Here is a 15,351-nt window from a genome sequence, read left to right as displayed (position 1 = left end):
GTGATGAAGGTCTATGGCGATTACCGGTCGGGCAACTGCTACAAGGTCAAGCTGATGCTGCACCTGCTCAATCGCGGCTATGAGTGGGTGCCGATCAATATCCTGCGCGGCGAGAGCCGTTCCCCCGAGTTCCTACTGAAAAACCCGAACGGAAAGATCCCGGTCCTGGAGCTCGACGACGGCACCTGCCTGTGGGAATCCAATGCGATCCTGAACTTCCTGGCCGAGGGAAGCGAATTCCTGCCGAGCGATCCGCGTCTGCGCACGCAGGTCTTGCAGTGGCAGTTCTTCGAGCAGTACAGCCACGAGCCCTTCCTTGCCGTCGCTCGCTACATCAAGGTCTATCTCGGACTGCCGGACGAGCGCCTGGCTGAATACCAGGCCAGGCAACTGGATGGCTACCACGCGCTGGATGTCATGGAACAGCAACTGGCGCGCACGCCTTACCTGGTCGGTGAGCGCTACTCCATTGCGGACGTCGCGCTGTATGCCTACACGCACGTGGCGCATGAAGGTGGGTTCGACCTGTCGCGTTATCCGGCGATCGGTGAATGGCTGGCACGGGTGGCCAGCCATCCTCGCCATGTCGGCATGTACGACTAGGTGGCGATAACGGCTACTTGCTCACCAGACCCATGAATTCGCTGCGGGTCGCGGGGTTGTCGCGGAACTGACCGAGCATCACGGAGGTGATCATCGACGAGTTCTGCTTCTCCACGCCGCGCATCATCATGCACATGTGCTGGGCTTCGATGACGACCGCAACGCCGGCGGCATCGGTAACCTGCTGGATCGCCTCGGCGATCTGGCGGGTCAGGTTCTCCTGAATCTGCAGGCGACGCGCGTACATATCCACGATGCGGGCGAACTTCGACAGGCCGAGTACCTTGCCATTGGGTAGGTAGGCGACATGTGCCTTGCCGATGAAGGGCAGCATGTGGTGTTCGCAGAGTGAATAGAGCTCGATGTTGCGCACCAGCACCATTTCGCTGTTATCAGAGCTGAACAGCGCGCCGTTGGTGACTTCCTCCAGTGTTTGCTGGTAGCCCTTGCAGAGGTATTGCATGGCCTTGGCCGCCCGCTTGGGTGTGTCCAGCAAACCTTCACGAGAGACGTCTTCGCCCAGTTCGCTGAGGATGGCGGTGTACTGTTGTTCCAGTGACATGTGTTGACCTTGAGACCCGATTGCGCGAACCGCGCAGGGTAGGTGGGGGCCGCCTGCCTGGCAAGAGGGGCGACGATTGGTAAAAGCCATGCGCCCGATTGGCTCGGGTTATTCGTCCCGACCCTCGAGCATGTGCCGCTTGAGCAGGACGTAAACCGCGCCGGTGCCTCCGTGCCTCGCCTGGCAGGACGTGAACGCCAGTACCTGCGCATGCTGGCGCAGCCAGGTATTGACGTGGCTCTTGATCATGGGCCGTCGACCGTCCAGCCGCGCGGCCTTGCCATGCGTGACACGCACGCAGCGAATCTCCAGGCGTACCGCTTCGGCGATGAAGGCCCATAGCTGCTCGCGGGCGCGTTCGACCGTCAGGCCATGCAGATCCAGGCTGCCCTCGAAGGGGACCTGGCCGGCCTTGAGCTTGCGAACCTGTGCCTCCTGTACGCCGTCGCGCGACCAGAGCAATTCATCCTCGGCGCCGACGTCGATCACGAATTGATCGGACAGCCCGTCTACCTTGATTTCGCCGGTGCGCTCGACGGCATTGCCGCGACGAACCGCGATGGCCTGTTCATTGCGCCGTGGCTTGCCGGTTTCGGCCCGGTCGTGACGAATGCGCGTCGCGCCGCGGACCGCCGAGCGAAACAGCGAAAGGTCGTCATCGTCGTGCATGGGGCTCTCCTTCTCGGCCGCGCATTCTAACGCTCAGCCGCGCTTGCGCAGCAGGTGAGGAGAGAGACTCAGCTCGCTTGGCCGACGCATGCGGCGGCGGCAGCGCCGCCAGGTCGCCAGGCCGGTGAATACAAGCGCCACGCCGAGCACGAGCAGCAGGATGGCGGCTTCACGACCGGTCTGAGGCAGCCCCAGTGCCAGGCCCTTGCCTGCCAGCGCCGCTCCGCCTGCGACGGCCAGGGCGAGCCCTCCGAGCGCCAGCAGCAGACCGATGGCCACGCCGAGACGCAGGCCCCATCCCTTGGGCTCGCGCGGACGAAGGCGGCGGGCGTCGAAGCCATCGGACGATTTCATTCGGTTACCTCGTCAGGGATGAGACTGGGACCGAGGCGCGGCGGGCGGGTTCATCGTCCCGCCGGAGCGGCCATTCAGGCCAGCGACCGGACGTCCGGGACGCATGCCGCGAAGTTGTCGGCGAGGATGGTCATTTCCATCCGATGGACCTGGTCCGCCGGAATCACCTGGTCGCCCATCGGCAGGTCGCGTGTCGCACAGGCGCTGTCGATCAGCGTACACCGGTAACCGTAGTCCTTTGCCGCGCGCACGGTCGTGCTGATGCTCGAGTGGGTCATGAAGCCGCAGACGATGATGTCCAGTCGACCCAGTTGTTGCAGCTGTTCGTGCAGTTCGGTGCCCGCGAAGGCATTGGGAAGACGCTTTTCGATGACCATCTCGCCGTCCTGCGGCGCGACCTCGGGCATGATCTGGCCACGCTGACCCTGGGGATCGAACAGGCCGCCGCTGATGCCCAGGTGCCGCACATGCACGATGGGCGCCCGAACTTCACGGGCTGCCGCCAGCAGGTTGGCGATCTCGGGCAAGGCCTTGTCCAGCCCCGGGAGTGCCAGCACGCCGCCTCGGTATTCCTCTTGCGCATCGATGAGCAGCACGGTCGCCGTCGCAAGCTTCGCCGGCGCGTAACCGCGACCGCTGAGCTGGAACATGGTCTGTGGCAAGGCCATCGCTGACTCCTAGGTTTCTGAAAAGGCCCCGATTGTGGCGCCAGATTTCATCGATGTGAACCGCCCTGTTGCAATCAGCCATCATCGACGACTCGCGCCCGTCGCCAAGCCTGGGCAGAGCAGGCCGGGCTTCCGCTAGACTTCGCGCTTTTGACGAGGGAGCCATCGATGCCTGCTTCAGCTTCGCGCCTGCGCACGTTGCGCGATTACATCCGGTGGGCCGTGACCCAGTTCCAGGAGCGGGAGCTGTTCTTCGGGCATGGCACCGACAATCCCTGGGACGAGGCCCGCCAGCTGGTCCTCGGCGCGCTGCACCTGCCCTGGGAGATGTCCGACAGCTACCTGGATTGCCGCCTCGAGGAAGACGAATGCGAGCGGCTCCAGGCATTGCTGAATCGGCGCATCGAGGAGCGGGTTCCGGCGGCATACCTGCTTGGTGAAGCCTGGTTCTGCGGCCTGCCGTTCTGGGTCGACGAGCGCGTGCTGGTGCCACGCTCGCCCATCGCCGAACTGATCGAGCAGCGCTTCGAGCCCTGGCTGCCGCAGTCCCCGGCGAAAATCCTCGATCTCTGCACCGGTTCGGGCTGCATCGGCATCGCCTGTGCCTATGCCTTTCCGCAGGCCGAGGTGGCGCTGGCCGACCTGTCGTTCGATGCCCTGGAGGTCGCCAACCACAATATCGAACGGCATGGGCTGGAGGAGCGCGTCTATGCCGTTCAGGGCGATGGTTTCGAGGGGCTGCCGGGTCAGCGCTTCGACCTCATCGTGTCGAACCCGCCCTACGTCGATGAAGAGGACTTCGCCGACATGCCGGCCGAGTACCGGCACGAGCCGGCGCTGGGGCTGGCGTGCGGCGCAGACGGATTGGACCTGGTCCGGCGCATTCTGGCGGAGGCTGCCGATCACCTGAGCGAGACCGGCGTGCTGGTCGTCGAGGTCGGCAATAGCCAGGTCCACGTCGAGGCCGCTTACCCGGAGGTCGATTTCACCTGGCTCGATTTCCGCCAGGGCGGGCATGGTGTGTTCCTGCTGGCAGCCAGCCAGTGCCGCGAGCACCAGCCGTTGTTCCGTGTGCAGCTGGAACAGGCCCGTGCGGCTTCAGCGGGTCGCGATCCAGATCAGTAACCCGCCCTGGAATAACGCGAAGGCGACCAGACAGGCGATCGTGAAGCGCAATGTCCCGTCTTCGCGGCGCAGCCGATCGAGCCGTTCCTTGAGTTGATGGAGGCTCGATTCCTGCTCCTGAAGCGAGCGATCGGCCTGTTCGAGCATGGCGGCGGCCTCGGGCAGCTCGATGCGTCTGACCTTGTCATGATTCCACTCGCTGCTGAGCAGGCCGACGTTTGCCGCCTGATACAACGCCTTGAGCTGCTGCGGCTGGGGATACACCACCTCCAGGCCCTGGGCCCGCAGGGCCTGGTCCCGCCGTTGGCGTTCGTCTTCGCTGGTGGTATCGCGCAGCACCGCGCCTTCGAGGGCGTAGTGGCTCCAGCGTTTCTTCGCCCAGGCCGCGCCCTGAGCCAGCAGGAAGCGACCGAGCCCGCGATTGCCCGGTTCCAGACGCAGCCCGCCTTCCGGCCCGAAGCGCACTTCCTTGGCGCGATGGTCGGCCCAGACCTCGAGCAGGTTGTAGTCCGAATGAACACGCTGGCCCGGCAGGCGGATGGCCAGACGCAGCAGGCTCGCCTGGGCCGAATGCCGCTCCAGCTCGGTCATCTCGACGAAGCGCAGCGGCCGCGGCCCGCTGCTGCGGTCGGTTGGCAACGGCGCCAGTCGCAGCAGGTGGAAGCGCTCCGGCGCAAGCTCCGCCCACGGATGGCGGACCGGCTCGGCGGGTTCGGGGACGGGTGGGGTGGCGTCGCTCATGGCGACCTCGCTCGCGGGAAACAGAACAGACCGCCGATCGGGCGGTGGCATGCTCGGTTATCGGCGGCCCGGCGCCTGGCTTAAGGGCTGCCCGCACACGACCGACCGGCTTCGCCATGCCGGGCTCAGGTATACTGCCGCGCATTTTTGAAGGCACCTTGCGGAGCGTCTGCATGTCCGGAAACACCTACGGAAAGCTGTTCACCGTCACCACGGCAGGCGAAAGCCACGGTCCGGCGCTGGTGGCGATCGTCGATGGATGCCCGCCGGGGCTGGCGCTCGCCTGCGACGATCTGCAACATGAGCTGGACCGCCGCAAGCCGGGGACCAGCCGGCACACCACGCAGCGCCAGGAGCCGGACGAGGTCGAGATCCTGTCCGGGGTGTTCGAGGGCAAGACCACGGGTTGCCCGATCGGCCTGCTGATCCGCAACACGGATCAGAAATCCAAGGATTACTCGGCCATCAAGGACCTGTTCCGTCCGGCTCATGCCGACTACACCTACCACCACAAGTACGGGATGCGCGATTACCGCGGCGGTGGGCGCAGCTCCGCGCGGGAAACCGCCATGCGTGTCGCCGCCGGCGCCATCGCCAAGAAATACCTGGCCACCCTGGGCATCCAGGTGCGTGGCTACATGAGCCAGCTCGGCCCGATCGAAATTCCGTTCAAGACCTGGGACAGCGTCGAGCAGAACGCCTTTTTCAGCGCCGATCCAGAGAAGGTGCCAGCGCTCGAGGCCTACATGGATCAGTTGCGGCGCGACCAGGATTCGGTCGGTGCCAAGATCACGGTGATCGCCGACGGCGTGCCGCCCGGGCTGGGCGAGCCGATCTTCGACCGGCTCGATGCCGATCTGGCCCACGCGCTGATGAGCATCAACGCGGTCAAGGGTGTGGAAATCGGCGCCGGCTTCGCCTCGGTCGCGCAGCGCGGCACCGAGCACCGTGACGAGCTGACACCCGAGGGGTTCGTGTCCAACAACGCTGGCGGCGTGCTCGGCGGTATCTCCAGCGGCCAGCCGATCGTCGCGCACCTGGCGCTCAAGCCGACATCCAGCATCACCACGCCCGGTCGTTCGATCGATCTGGCGGGCAATCCGGTCGAGGTGATCACCAAGGGCCGGCACGACCCCTGCGTCGGCATTCGGGCGACGCCGATCGCCGAGGCCATGATGGCCATCGTGTTGATGGATCACCTGCTGCGCCATCGTGCGCAGAACGCGGATGTCCAGGTATCGACGCCGGTGCTGGGACAGCTTTGAACCTGGCGCCAAAGGGCCGGGCGCGGGAGCGAGGGACACCCGCACTTGCCTCGCTCCCGGCGCGTGGCCGCTAGCACATGGCTGCTGGGCTTCCCTACTGGCGCCTGTCCGGGTTCTATTTCTTCTATTTCGCGCTGCTGGGCGCGACGGCGCCATTCCTCGGCCTGTATTTCGACTACCTGGGCTTTTCGCCAGAGCACATCGGGGCGCTGGTCGCCATTCCGATGCTGATGCGTTGCGTGGCGCCCAATCTCTGGGGCTGGCTGGGTGATGCGAGCGGCCAGCGCCTGGCGATCGTCAGGCTGGGCGCGGTGTGCACGCTGGTGTCGTTTTCGCTGATCTTCTTCGACAAGCGCTTCGCCTGGCTGGCGCTGGTGATGGCGCTGCATGCGTTCTTCTGGCATGCCGTGCTGCCGCAGTTCGAAGTCATCACCCTGGCGCACCTGCGCGACCAGGCCGCGCGCTACAGCCAGATACGCCTCTGGGGCAGCATCGGTTTCATCGTTGCGGTCGTCGGGCTTGGCGGGCTGTTCGAGCGACTGAGCCTGTCGGCCTATCCCGTGGCGATGTGCCTGATCATGGCGATGATCGTGGTCAGCAGCCTCTGGGTGCCGAATGCCGCGCCGGAGGTGCGCCCCGAGCGGCCGGGGCAGGGCGGCTTCATGAGCCAACTGCGCCAGGGGCCGGTGCTGGCGTTCTTCGGTTGCGTCGCGCTGATGCAACTCAGCCACGGCCCGTACTACACCTTCCTGAGCATTCATCTGGAGCAGCTTGGCTATGGCCGCGGCGTGATCGGATTGCTGTGGGCCTTGGGGGTCGTGGCCGAAATTCTGGTGTTCCTGGCGATGGCGCGGATCCTGTCGCGCTTTTCCGTGCGACAGGTGCTGCTGGCGAGCTTTCTGCTGGCCGCCGTTCGCTGGATGCTGCTGGGGCAACTGGCCGAGCACCTGTCCATGCTGCTGCTCGCGCAAGCGATGCATGCCGCGACATTCGGCGCCTTCCATGCGGCGTCGATTCATTTCATCCAGCGCAGTTTCGGCCATCGCCAGCAGGGGCAGGGCCAGGCGCTCTACGCCGCCCTGGCCGGGGTCGGCGGTGCGTTGGGGGCACTGTATGCCGGTTTTGCCTGGGACGGCCTCGGCCCTGGCTGGACCTTCGGCATCGCCAGCCTGGCTGCGCTGACGGCGGCCGGTATCATGGCCAGCGGCCTGAGCGCCATGCGACCTGAAGAGGAGAAGTGATGAACACGACGAGAGAGCAGTTGGCGCGGCAGATCATCGAGGCCGGCCGCTTCCTCTATGGGCGGGGCTGGTCGCCGGCGACCAGCAGCAACTACTCGGCGCGGCTTTCCGATACCGAGGCCTTGCTGACGGTATCCGGCAGGCACAAGGGCGAGCTGACGCCGGACGATCTGCTGGCCGTGGATTTCGAAGGCCACAGCCTCGAGCCCGGCAAGCGCCCATCGGCCGAGACGCTGCTGCACACCCAGCTCTATCGCTGGCGGCCCGAAATCGGCGCGGTGCTGCATACGCACTCGGTCAACGCCACGGTGCTGTCGCGCCTCTGCCTCGGGGATTCGCTGGTATTCGCCGATTACGAGTTGCAGAAGGCCTTCGCCGGCGTCTCTACCCACGCGTGCCAGATCGAGGTGCCGATCTTCGACAACGATCAGGACATCGCTCGCCTGGCCGGGCAGGTGCAACCCTGGCTGGATGAGCACCCCGATTGCGTCGGCTACCTGATCCGTGGCCACGGCCTCTACACCTGGGGCCCCGGCCTGGCTGACGCGCTGCGGCAGATCGAAGCGTTCGAATTCCTGTTCGAGTGCGAACTGAAAATGCGTGCCTTGAGCCACACCAGATGATCAATCGCCGCGCGCGGCGAAACCGGAGGACCCGATGAGCGTACTCAGTGTTTACCAGGCATTTGCCCCTGACGTGCCCTTGAAAGTGCTGACCCACGGCGATGACATCGCCACCACGCTGGCCGAGGTCGGCGTGCGCTTCGAACGGTGGGAAGCGAATGCGCCGATCGCCGCCGGCGCGAGCCAGGAAGCGGTGATCGCCGCCTATCGCCCGCAGATCGATGCCCTGATGCGCGAGCGCGGCTACGTCACCGTCGACGTCGTCAGCCTGGCCAGCGACCATCCGCAGAAGGCGGAGCTGCGTGCCAAGTTTCTCGACGAACATCGCCATGCCGAGGACGAGGTCCGCTTCTTCGTCGCCGGGCGCGGGCTGTTCAGCCTGCACATCGGCGAGAACGTCTACGCCGTCGAGTGCGTGAAGAACGACCTGATCTCCGTGCCGGCCGGCACGCTGCACTGGTTCGACATGGGCGAGAATCCCCACTTCGTCGCGATTCGCCTGTTCAACAACCCCGAGGGCTGGGTCGCGCAGTTTTCCGGCGATGACATCGCCAGCCGCTTCCCGCGCCTGGAGGACTGAACGATGCCGATCCGCGCCATCCTCACCGACATCGAAGGCACCACCAGTTCGGTGAGCTTCGTCTATGACGTGCTCTTTCCCTATGCGCGCCAGCACCTGCCGGCCTACCTGCGTGCCCATGCCGATGAGCCGGAAGTCGCCGCACAACTGGCCGCGGTGCGCCGGGAGGCAGGCGAGCCTGGGGCGGACCTCGAGCGCGTGATCGCCATCCTGCTGGCATGGATGGACGCCGATCGCAAGGTCACGCCGCTCAAGGCGCTGCAAGGCATGGTCTGGCGCGAGGGCTATCGCGCCGGGGAAATCCGCGGCCATGTCTATCCCGATGCCGTCGAGGCGCTGCGTGCGTGGAAGCAGCAGGGCCTTGGCCTGTACGTCTATTCGTCCGGCTCGGTGCAGGCCCAGCGGTTGATCTTCGGCTGTTCCGAGGCTGGCGACCTGACGCCGTTGTTCAGCGGCTACTTCGATACCGAGGTCGGCCACAAGCGCGACCCGGCAGCGTATCGGCGCATTCTCGGCGAGATCGGCCATGCGCCCGATGAGGTGCTGTTTCTGTCCGACGTGGTCGAAGAACTGGACGCCGCACGCGAAGCAGGCCTGCAGACCTGCGGTCTGGCACGCGAGGGCGGCGAGCTGTCGGGGCACCGGACGGTGAGTGGGTTCGACAAGGTCGGGCTGGACGCCGACCAAGGTTCGCCGTCGGCCGATCGCCAGGCGCGCTGAACCCTCCAACCGCCGCGGCATCCCAATAGTGAGCACATCATTTGGGAGCCACGTTCATGGATATGTTCGGCGGAATCTTCGGCCTGATCATCCTCGCGCTCGATATCTGGGCAATCGTCAGTGTCGTGCGCAGCGATGCCAGCGGCGGCAAGAAAGTCCTCTGGGTGTTGCTGATCGTCATCCTGCCGGTGCTCGGCCTGATCCTGTGGGGCCTGATGGGGCCGCGCGGCAACCACATGGACGACCGAACCCACCTCAAACCCTGATGGATCATCTAAGCCTGGGCGTCGCCATCCTGGTCGCGGTATTGGACGTGGTGGCGATCGCTCATGTCTGGCGCAGCCGCATCGAGCGGGGACGCAAGATCATCTGGAGCGTGGTCATCGTCGTGACGCCGGTGATCGGGCTGATCTGCTGGGCGCTGGCGGCCGGCAGGATCGGAAAGGTTCGGCTGTAGCGGCTCAGGCGCCGTCCGAAAGGCTTTCCGTGCGGGGCGGGCGCATGGGGACACTGCCGCGCGCATAGTCGCGCCAGATATGGATCGCCGCGTAGGCACGAAACGGCCGCCACGCATCGGCCCGGGCGCGCAAGGCCCGTGCCGACATGCCAGCGGTGCCCCACAACGGCGCCTTGAGCAGCCCCAGGTCCGCCGCCGGGAAGGCATCGGGCGCCCCGAAGCCGCGCAATGCGATGTATTCGGCGGTCCAGGGCCCGATGCCGGGCAACGCGCAAAGCCGCTCGACCAGATCCTCGGTGCCCTGCTCGATATCGAGCGCCAGTCGCCCCTGCGCCACCGCTTCGGCGAAGCGCTGCATGGCGAGCAAGCGCTTGGCCGGCATGCCGATGCCCAGCAGGGATGCGCCGGCGATCGCTTCCGGCGTCGGGAACAGCTGAGCCAAGGCGTCGGACGGCGCATCGGGCAGGGGCTCGCCAAGGCGCTCGACCAGCCGCCGCGTGATGGTCACCGCCGCCTTGATGCTCACCTGCTGCCCGGCGATGGCGCGAATCGCCTGTTCGAACGGATCGAACGCGGCGGGCACCCGCACTTCGGGCTTCTCCAATGCAAGCGGTCGCAAAAGCGCGTCACGGGCGAGGTGGGCGGTGATCGCCTGTGGATCGGCGTCCAGATCGAACATCTTGCGCACCCGAGCCACCAGCGCCGGATGTTCGGCCGCACAGGAGCGGCTCAGCCACAGCTCGAGCGCCGGCCGGTCGGATAGCGGGCGTACCTGCAACCAGCCCGTCACCGCTCGGAAGCGGAACGTCCGGCCATAACTCCCGTCGTCGAGGTGCTCGACGGCCGGCAGCAGGCGCAGGGCGAAGTGGTCATGGAACTGCTGCCAGTCCCAGGGTTCGCGGTAGGGCAGTTCGTAGCGGATCGGGTCATTCATTCGGTGACCTTAGCCGTTTGCGCTAGGGTTGTCCCGGTGCGGTTCGACCTTGCCGATCGGCTCGACGTAGAATGCGCGCCTTTTTTCGGGCGAGGCCCAATCTCGCCGCCATCCATGCGGAGAACGCGATGAGCGACTACCAGGAAACCCTCTACCAGGGCTACGGCCAGCGATTCCAGATGGACCGGTTGCTGCACGAGGTGCGTACCGATCATCAGCACCTGGTGATCTTCGAAAACGCGCGCATGGGACGGGTGATGGCGCTCGACGGCGTCATCCAGACGACCGAATCGGACGAGTTCATCTACCACGAGATGCTCACCCATGTGCCGATCCTGGCCCATGGCAGCGCGCGCCGCGTGCTGATCATCGGCGGTGGCGACGGCGGGATGTTGCGCGAGGTCGCCAAACATCGCGGCGTGGAGTCGATCACCATGGTCGAGATCGACGGCACCGTGGTCGAAATGTGCAAGCAGTTCCTGCCCAATCACTCGCGTGGCGCCTTCGATGACCCACGGCTGAATCTGGTGATCGACGACGGCATGCGGTTCGTCAGCACGACGCAGGAGCGCTTCGACGTCATCATTTCCGATTCGACCGATCCCATCGGGCCGGGCGAAGTGCTGTTTTCGGAAAACTTTTACCAGGCCTGCCGGCGCTGCCTGAACGACGGCGGGATTCTCGTCACCCAGAACGGCACGCCGTTCATGCAGCTTGGCGAAGTTCGCACCACGGCGGAGCGGATGAACGGGCTGTTCCCCGATTGGCATTTCTATCAAGCGGCGGTGCCGACCTACATTGGCGGTGCGATGGCCTTCGCCTGGGGCGCCTGCGACAGCAGCTATCGCAAGCTGCCGATCGATACGCTGCGCCAGCGCTATGCCGGCAGCGGAATCATTACCCGGTATTACAACCCGGACATTCACCAGGGCGCCTTCGCGCTGCCGCAATACGTCCTGCAGGCCATCGGAAAGCCGAGCAACGACTGAGACATAGCCCTCGCCGTGGTTCGCAACGGGCGGTGATCCAGGCAGGCAGGCGAAAGCTCGCCTGCCTCGCGCGGCCCGGCGGACAGACTGAAGGCTTCGGTGCCCCGAGGAACATTAGGCCGTCAGACCGCTCCTAATCTCTAGAGCGATCGTTCATCCACGCCAGAAAGGAGGTTGTTTTATGAGTACCACCTTCCACGAGGATGTCAGCAGCACGGTTTTGCGGCGCATGAAAGAGGGCGGATTCGATTTCGCCCGCGCCCATCCCATCGAGTTCTACGCCATCTTTCCGGACGAAAAGCGCGCCCGGATCGCGGCGAGCAACTTCCGAGGCGAGTCGACCAATACGCAGATTTCCGCCCGCGACGACGGTGGCTGGAACCTGCAAGTCAGCAAGGTCATGTACGCGACGTACGATGGCATTGGCGACTTCGAGCAGGATCTTGAAAACCTGGTCGAGCCGCTTGGCGGCGTGGTCGATGGCTGGGGCGTGACGCAAGAGATCGAGGCGCACCCGGCCTGAGCCGGGGTCAGGCTCGCTCGCCAAAGGTGGCCAGCAGGGCCTGATCCCACGGCGGAATGCCACCGAAGCGGCGGACCAGAAATTCCAGCAGCAGGTGCGTGCGCGACTCGGCTTCGCGGGTCAGTCGCAGCGCGTGGATGCCTGCCGGCTCCGCCTGCGGCAGCCCTGCATGGCAGAACAGCGGCACCAGCTCGCCTCGGGCCAAGGCATCGCCCGCAAGCCATGTCGGCAAATGGGCGATTCCCAGCCCGGCCAAGGTGCCGGTCAGCAGGGCTTCGGCATTGTTGGCGAGCATGCGCATGCGGCCCGGTTTGTATAGCGTTCGCACGCCGTGCTCTTCGAACCGCCAGGCCAGCAGCGGCGCCAGCGTGTCCCAATCCAGTCCGTCGTGCGCGGGCAGCTCGGCCGGATGCATCGGCGTGCCGCGCCGCTCCAGATAGGCCGGGCTTGCACAGGCGATCCTCACCATTTGCGCCACCGGAGTGGCCACCAGTCGTGTGTCGGCGATCGGGCCGATGCGCAGCACCAGATCGACCTTGCCGAGATGATCGCCGCGCGGATCGGTGAAGCTGTCGATCAGCCGCAGCTGGATGTCGACGTCGGGGTAGGCGTTCAGAAAATCGGCCAGCGCAGGCGCAAGATGGCGTCGGCCGAACGGCGCGGGCGCATCGACCCGGATCAGCCCCTTGAGCGCGCTCGGCGACGACGCTGCCTCCGCGCGCGCCAGATTCAACTCGTCGACGACACGCCGCGCGCGCACGGCGAACGCCTGGCCCGCGGAGGTCGGCCGCACCGCATGAGTCGAACGGCTGAAGAGCTGGCAGCCCAGCTCGCGTTCGAGCGCGTCGATACGCCGTGCGACGGCCGAGGGCGTCAGGTCATGGCGCCGACCGGCGACCGAAAAGCTGCCGGCCTCCAAAACATCGAGAAAGAGCACGAGTCGCTGGGCGAGGACGTCGGACATCAGGACCTCTTGTGCGTGAAAGGCACAGCCATTGTGCTTCGTTGTGCGTTTCCGTGTCAGCGCTCGCTTCATACCATTGCTGGCAAACGCCTGAAGAGAATGAGTCGGTGCTGAATTTCACGATCGATGTAGTGCTGGGACTGGTATTGGGCACCTTGGGCGGGCTGTTCGGGATCGGTGGCGGTCTGATCGCGATCCCGGTGCTTGGCGTGCTGTTCGGGCTGGACCAGCAATTGGCGCAAGGAACGGCGCTGGTCATGGTGGTGCCCAACGTGGTGCTCGCGATATGGCGCTATCACCAGCGCAACCGTATCGAGTGGCGTCATGCCTTGGCGCTGGCGATTCCGAGCTTGTGTTTGGCCATAGTCGGCTCGTCGGTGGCCGTGGCGCTGGATGCGGGACGGATGCGGCTGATCTTCGTGGCCTTTCTGCTGGCGCTGGCGGCTCATACGCTGTACCGCGCCCTCCACCGGCCGAGCGGAGGTTCGGGTGCGATGCGTCATTCGTGGCGCTGGCTGAGCCTGCTGGGCGGCGTCGCCGGTGCGCTGGGCGGGCTGTTCGGGGTAGGTGGAGCGGTCCTCGCGACGCCCATCCTCACCGGCGTGTTCGGCACCTCGCAGGTGGTGGCGCAGGGCTTGTCGCTGTCGCTGGCATTGCCCAGTACGAGCGTGACGCTGGCGACCTACGGCCTGCACGGGCAGGTTGATTGGGCGCTGGGCGCGCCCTTGGCGATCGGTGGGTTGCTCAGCATCAGCCTTGGCGTGCGGCTGGCGCATGCGCTGCCCGAACGGTTGCTCAAGGCGATGTTCAGCGGGTTCCTGGCGCTAAGTGCCTGCCTGCTCGCGCTCGAGGTCTGAGGTGGCCGCCAGTGGCGCGCCTCGCTGATCGTGGATGTGCCGGGCGGCGCTTCGGGCCAGCCGCACGCTGAGCAGTATGGCGGCGCAGCTCAATCCGGCGATCAACCCCTGCCAGAGTCCGCGCGGCCCGCTCGGCTCGCCGAGCCAGTCGGTCAAGCCGAGTACGTAACCGATCGGCAGGCCGATGCCCCAGTAGGCGAGCAGCGTGAAGATCATCGTCACCCGCGTGTCCTGGTAGCCCCGCAACGCACCGGCCGCCGTGACCTGGACCACGTCGGACAGCTGGAACAGCGCGGCGTAGAAGAACAGCGACGCCGCAATCGCGATGACCGCGGGATCAGGCGTGTAGAGCCGTGCGATGTCGTCGCGCCACAGCAGCATCGCACTGGCCGACAGGCAGGCGAACAGCAGCGCCATGCCGATGCCCGTCGCGGAAATGAATCGCGCCTCGCGCGGCGTGCCTCGGCCGAGCGCCTGTCCGACACGGACGGTGATGGCCATCGCCAGCGACAGCGGAATCATGAACACCAGCGAGGTGAAGTTCAGCGCGATCTGGTGCCCGGCGACGACCGTCGCCCCGAGGCTGCCGATCAGTAGCGCGATCACGGAGAAAATGCTGGCCTCGGCGAAGATGGCCACGCCGATCGGCACGCCAACCGACACCAGCGGCATGATCGCCTTGCCATGCGGCGCTTCGAAGCGATCGAACAGGCCGCACGCCTGGTACGCGCCTGCGCGCCGAACCCAGAACAGCATGCCGCCGAACATACTGATCATCACCAGCGCCGTCGCCCAGCCGCAGCCCACGCCGCCCATCGCCGGCAATCCGAACTTGCCATAGATGAAGATGTAGTTCAGCGGAATGTTGAGCAGCAGCCCGAGCAGCCCGAGCACCATGCTGGGACGGGTGCGCCCGAGGCCGTCGCTGAAGCAGCGCAGCACCTGGTACAGCGCGACGGCAGGAAAGCCGACCGCTACCGCGCGCAGGTAGTCCATCGAAGGTTCCAGCAAAGCCGGCGCGACATCCATCCAGCGAAGGATGGGCATCGCATTCCACAGCAGCACGGCACAGCCGACGCCGAGGCCGAGTCCCAACCACAGCGCCTGGCGCACGAGCGGTCCGATCTGCGCCAGTTCCCCGCCACCGTAGCGCTGGGCCACGTTGGGTGTGGTGGCGAGCAGCACGCCGGTCATGAACAGGTAAACCGGAACCCAGATCGAATTGCCGAGCGCGACCGCGGCCAGGTCGGCGGGGCTGACGCGACCGGCCATCAGCGTGTCGACGAAGCCCATCGCGGTGTGGGAGACCTGCGCGATCATGATTGGAAGGGCAAGCACCAGGAGGGCTTGCATTTCCTGGCGCACTCGTCTGGCGCGGGCCTTGGCGGGCATGGGGCGATCCGTTGTATACAAGTTGGCGGCTAGTGTACGACGCCGGTGTCGCGGGTTGAACCGCCGTGCTGCGCGCAAGGCGCA

20 protein-coding genes are annotated in these 15,351 nt (G+C 65.8%); 12 read left to right on the top strand and 8 right to left on the bottom strand.

The features are described from left to right. A complete protein-coding gene (locus D7325_RS10010; RefSeq protein WP_120995414.1) occupies positions 1-603 on the top strand; it encodes a glutathione S-transferase family protein in 603 nt (200 codons plus the stop codon). A gap of 13 nt (positions 604-616) precedes the next feature. Here D7325_RS10010 and folE read toward each other — a convergent pair whose 3' ends face one another. From folE to D7325_RS09990, 4 genes are all read right to left on the bottom strand, one after another. After that, positions 617-1,165, bottom strand: coding sequence for a GTP cyclohydrolase I FolE (gene folE, locus D7325_RS10005; RefSeq protein ID WP_120995413.1), 549 nt, complete (start codon positions 1,163-1,165; stop codon positions 617-619). A gap of 108 nt (positions 1,166-1,273) precedes the next feature. Then, positions 1,274-1,834 carry a Smr/MutS family protein gene (locus D7325_RS10000; protein WP_120995412.1) on the bottom strand — a complete coding sequence of 187 codons (561 nt, stop codon included), beginning with the start codon at positions 1,832-1,834 and terminating at the stop codon, positions 1,274-1,276. 33 nt (positions 1,835-1,867) lie between these two features. Further along, positions 1,868-2,188, bottom strand: a complete 321-nt coding sequence (locus D7325_RS09995) for an LPXTG cell wall anchor domain-containing protein (RefSeq protein WP_120995411.1) — start codon at positions 2,186-2,188, stop codon at positions 1,868-1,870. A 74-nt stretch (positions 2,189-2,262) separates the two neighbouring features. Continuing rightward, on the bottom strand, positions 2,263-2,856 hold the full coding sequence (locus D7325_RS09990) for a cysteine hydrolase family protein (protein WP_120995410.1): 594 nt from the start codon (positions 2,854-2,856) through the stop codon (positions 2,263-2,265). A 168-nt stretch (positions 2,857-3,024) separates the two neighbouring features. Here D7325_RS09990 and prmB point away from each other — a divergent pair, with 168 nt between their 5' ends. After that, positions 3,025-3,981, top strand: a complete 957-nt coding sequence (gene prmB / locus D7325_RS09985; RefSeq protein ID WP_120995409.1) for a 50S ribosomal protein L3 N(5)-glutamine methyltransferase — start codon at positions 3,025-3,027, stop codon at positions 3,979-3,981. Here prmB and D7325_RS09980 read toward each other — a convergent pair. After that, positions 3,955-4,722: a hypothetical protein gene (locus D7325_RS09980; RefSeq protein ID WP_120995408.1), complete on the bottom strand. Its 768-nt coding sequence runs from the start codon at positions 4,720-4,722 to the stop codon at positions 3,955-3,957. The genes prmB and D7325_RS09980 overlap by 27 nt on opposite strands. Positions 4,723-4,895: 173 nt before the next feature. Between D7325_RS09980 and aroC the strand changes: the two genes are divergently transcribed. From aroC to D7325_RS09945, 7 genes are all read left to right on the top strand, one after another. After that, positions 4,896-5,987: a chorismate synthase gene (aroC, locus tag D7325_RS09975; protein WP_120995407.1), complete on the top strand. Its 1,092-nt coding sequence runs from the start codon at positions 4,896-4,898 to the stop codon at positions 5,985-5,987. 77 nt (positions 5,988-6,064) lie between these two features. Continuing rightward, positions 6,065-7,228, top strand: a complete 1,164-nt coding sequence (locus D7325_RS09970) for an MFS transporter (protein WP_120995406.1) — start codon at positions 6,065-6,067, stop codon at positions 7,226-7,228. Next, positions 7,228-7,851 (top strand): methylthioribulose 1-phosphate dehydratase, encoded by a 624-nt coding sequence (locus tag D7325_RS09965; protein WP_120995405.1) that lies wholly within the window; start codon positions 7,228-7,230, stop codon positions 7,849-7,851. Before D7325_RS09970 ends, D7325_RS09965 begins: the two co-directional genes overlap by 1 nt. 34 nt (positions 7,852-7,885) lie before the next feature. Then, on the top strand, positions 7,886-8,431 hold the full coding sequence (locus D7325_RS09960; protein ID WP_120995404.1) for a 1,2-dihydroxy-3-keto-5-methylthiopentene dioxygenase: 546 nt from the start codon (positions 7,886-7,888) through the stop codon (positions 8,429-8,431). Between the two features lie 3 nt (positions 8,432-8,434). Further along, positions 8,435-9,151 carry an acireductone synthase gene (gene mtnC / locus D7325_RS09955; protein ID WP_120995403.1) on the top strand — a complete coding sequence of 239 codons (717 nt, stop codon included), beginning with the start codon at positions 8,435-8,437 and terminating at the stop codon, positions 9,149-9,151. A 56-nt stretch (positions 9,152-9,207) separates the two neighbouring features. Next, complete coding sequence (locus D7325_RS09950; RefSeq protein ID WP_120995402.1) at positions 9,208-9,417, top strand: PLD nuclease N-terminal domain-containing protein; 210 nt, start codon at positions 9,208-9,210, stop codon at positions 9,415-9,417. After that, on the top strand, positions 9,417-9,608 hold the full coding sequence (locus D7325_RS09945; protein ID WP_120995401.1) for a PLDc N-terminal domain-containing protein: 192 nt from the start codon (positions 9,417-9,419) through the stop codon (positions 9,606-9,608). Before D7325_RS09950 ends, D7325_RS09945 begins: the two co-directional genes overlap by 1 nt. Before the next feature lie 4 nt (positions 9,609-9,612). On the opposite strand, the gene D7325_RS09940 is transcribed toward D7325_RS09945, so the two are convergent. Then, the gene (locus D7325_RS09940; protein ID WP_120995400.1) at positions 9,613-10,542 is read right to left on the bottom strand and encodes a DNA-3-methyladenine glycosylase family protein; all 930 of its coding nucleotides are present in this window, start codon (positions 10,540-10,542) and stop codon (positions 9,613-9,615) included. Between the two features lie 128 nt (positions 10,543-10,670). Between D7325_RS09940 and speE the strand changes: the two genes are divergently transcribed. Next, positions 10,671-11,531 (top strand): polyamine aminopropyltransferase, encoded by an 861-nt coding sequence (gene speE, locus D7325_RS09935; protein ID WP_120995399.1) that lies wholly within the window; start codon positions 10,671-10,673, stop codon positions 11,529-11,531. Positions 11,532-11,712: 181 nt separating this feature from the next. Further along, on the top strand, positions 11,713-12,054 hold the full coding sequence (locus D7325_RS09930; RefSeq protein ID WP_120995398.1) for a ribonuclease E inhibitor RraB: 342 nt from the start codon (positions 11,713-11,715) through the stop codon (positions 12,052-12,054). A gap of 7 nt (positions 12,055-12,061) precedes the next feature. Here D7325_RS09930 and D7325_RS09925 read toward each other — a convergent pair whose 3' ends face one another. Beyond that, positions 12,062-13,018, bottom strand: a complete 957-nt coding sequence (locus tag D7325_RS09925; RefSeq protein WP_120995397.1) for a LysR family transcriptional regulator — start codon at positions 13,016-13,018, stop codon at positions 12,062-12,064. Positions 13,019-13,125: 107 nt separating this feature from the next. On the opposite strand from D7325_RS09925, the gene D7325_RS09920 reads away from it, so the two are divergent. Next, entirely contained in the window at positions 13,126-13,875 is a 750-nt protein-coding gene (locus D7325_RS09920) for a sulfite exporter TauE/SafE family protein (protein ID WP_120995396.1), read from the top strand. On the opposite strand, the gene D7325_RS09915 is transcribed toward D7325_RS09920, so the two are convergent. Next, positions 13,843-15,267, bottom strand: a complete 1,425-nt coding sequence (locus tag D7325_RS09915) for an MATE family efflux transporter (protein ID WP_120995395.1) — start codon at positions 15,265-15,267, stop codon at positions 13,843-13,845. The two genes, D7325_RS09920 and D7325_RS09915, sit on opposite strands and share 33 nt — an antisense overlap. Between the last annotated feature and the right edge of the window lie 84 nt (positions 15,268-15,351).

Source organism: Stutzerimonas urumqiensis (genome assembly GCF_003640395.1).
GTDB lineage: Bacteria > Pseudomonadota > Gammaproteobacteria > Pseudomonadales > Pseudomonadaceae > Stutzerimonas > Stutzerimonas urumqiensis.
This window is presented reverse-complemented; position numbering and strand designations above follow the sequence as displayed.

Coding starts and splice junctions, on each gene's coding strand:
- D7325_RS09930 (WP_120995398.1), top strand. CDS start 11,713: ATGAGTACCACCTTCCACGAGGATGTCAGCAGCACGGTTTTGCGGCGC.
- speE (WP_120995399.1), top strand. CDS start 10,671: ATGAGCGACTACCAGGAAACCCTCTACCAGGGCTACGGCCAGCGATTC.
- aroC (WP_120995407.1), top strand. CDS start 4,896: ATGTCCGGAAACACCTACGGAAAGCTGTTCACCGTCACCACGGCAGGC.
- D7325_RS09960 (WP_120995404.1), top strand. CDS start 7,886: ATGAGCGTACTCAGTGTTTACCAGGCATTTGCCCCTGACGTGCCCTTG.
- D7325_RS09980 (WP_120995408.1), bottom strand. CDS start 4,722: ATGAGCGACGCCACCCCACCCGTCCCCGAACCCGCCGAGCCGGTCCGC.
- D7325_RS09950 (WP_120995402.1), top strand. CDS start 9,208: ATGGATATGTTCGGCGGAATCTTCGGCCTGATCATCCTCGCGCTCGAT.
- D7325_RS09990 (WP_120995410.1), bottom strand. CDS start 2,856: ATGGCCTTGCCACAGACCATGTTCCAGCTCAGCGGTCGCGGTTACGCG.
- prmB (WP_120995409.1), top strand. CDS start 3,025: ATGCCTGCTTCAGCTTCGCGCCTGCGCACGTTGCGCGATTACATCCGG.
- D7325_RS09995 (WP_120995411.1), bottom strand. CDS start 2,188: ATGAAATCGTCCGATGGCTTCGACGCCCGCCGCCTTCGTCCGCGCGAG.
- D7325_RS09945 (WP_120995401.1), top strand. CDS start 9,417: ATGGATCATCTAAGCCTGGGCGTCGCCATCCTGGTCGCGGTATTGGAC.
- D7325_RS09970 (WP_120995406.1), top strand. CDS start 6,065: ATGGCTGCTGGGCTTCCCTACTGGCGCCTGTCCGGGTTCTATTTCTTC.
- mtnC (WP_120995403.1), top strand. CDS start 8,435: ATGCCGATCCGCGCCATCCTCACCGACATCGAAGGCACCACCAGTTCG.
- D7325_RS09915 (WP_120995395.1), bottom strand. CDS start 15,267: ATGCCCGCCAAGGCCCGCGCCAGACGAGTGCGCCAGGAAATGCAAGCC.
- D7325_RS09965 (WP_120995405.1), top strand. CDS start 7,228: ATGAACACGACGAGAGAGCAGTTGGCGCGGCAGATCATCGAGGCCGGC.
- D7325_RS10000 (WP_120995412.1), bottom strand. CDS start 1,834: ATGCACGACGATGACGACCTTTCGCTGTTTCGCTCGGCGGTCCGCGGC.
- folE (WP_120995413.1), bottom strand. CDS start 1,165: ATGTCACTGGAACAACAGTACACCGCCATCCTCAGCGAACTGGGCGAA.
- D7325_RS09940 (WP_120995400.1), bottom strand. CDS start 10,542: ATGAATGACCCGATCCGCTACGAACTGCCCTACCGCGAACCCTGGGAC.
- D7325_RS09925 (WP_120995397.1), bottom strand. CDS start 13,018: ATGTCCGACGTCCTCGCCCAGCGACTCGTGCTCTTTCTCGATGTTTTG.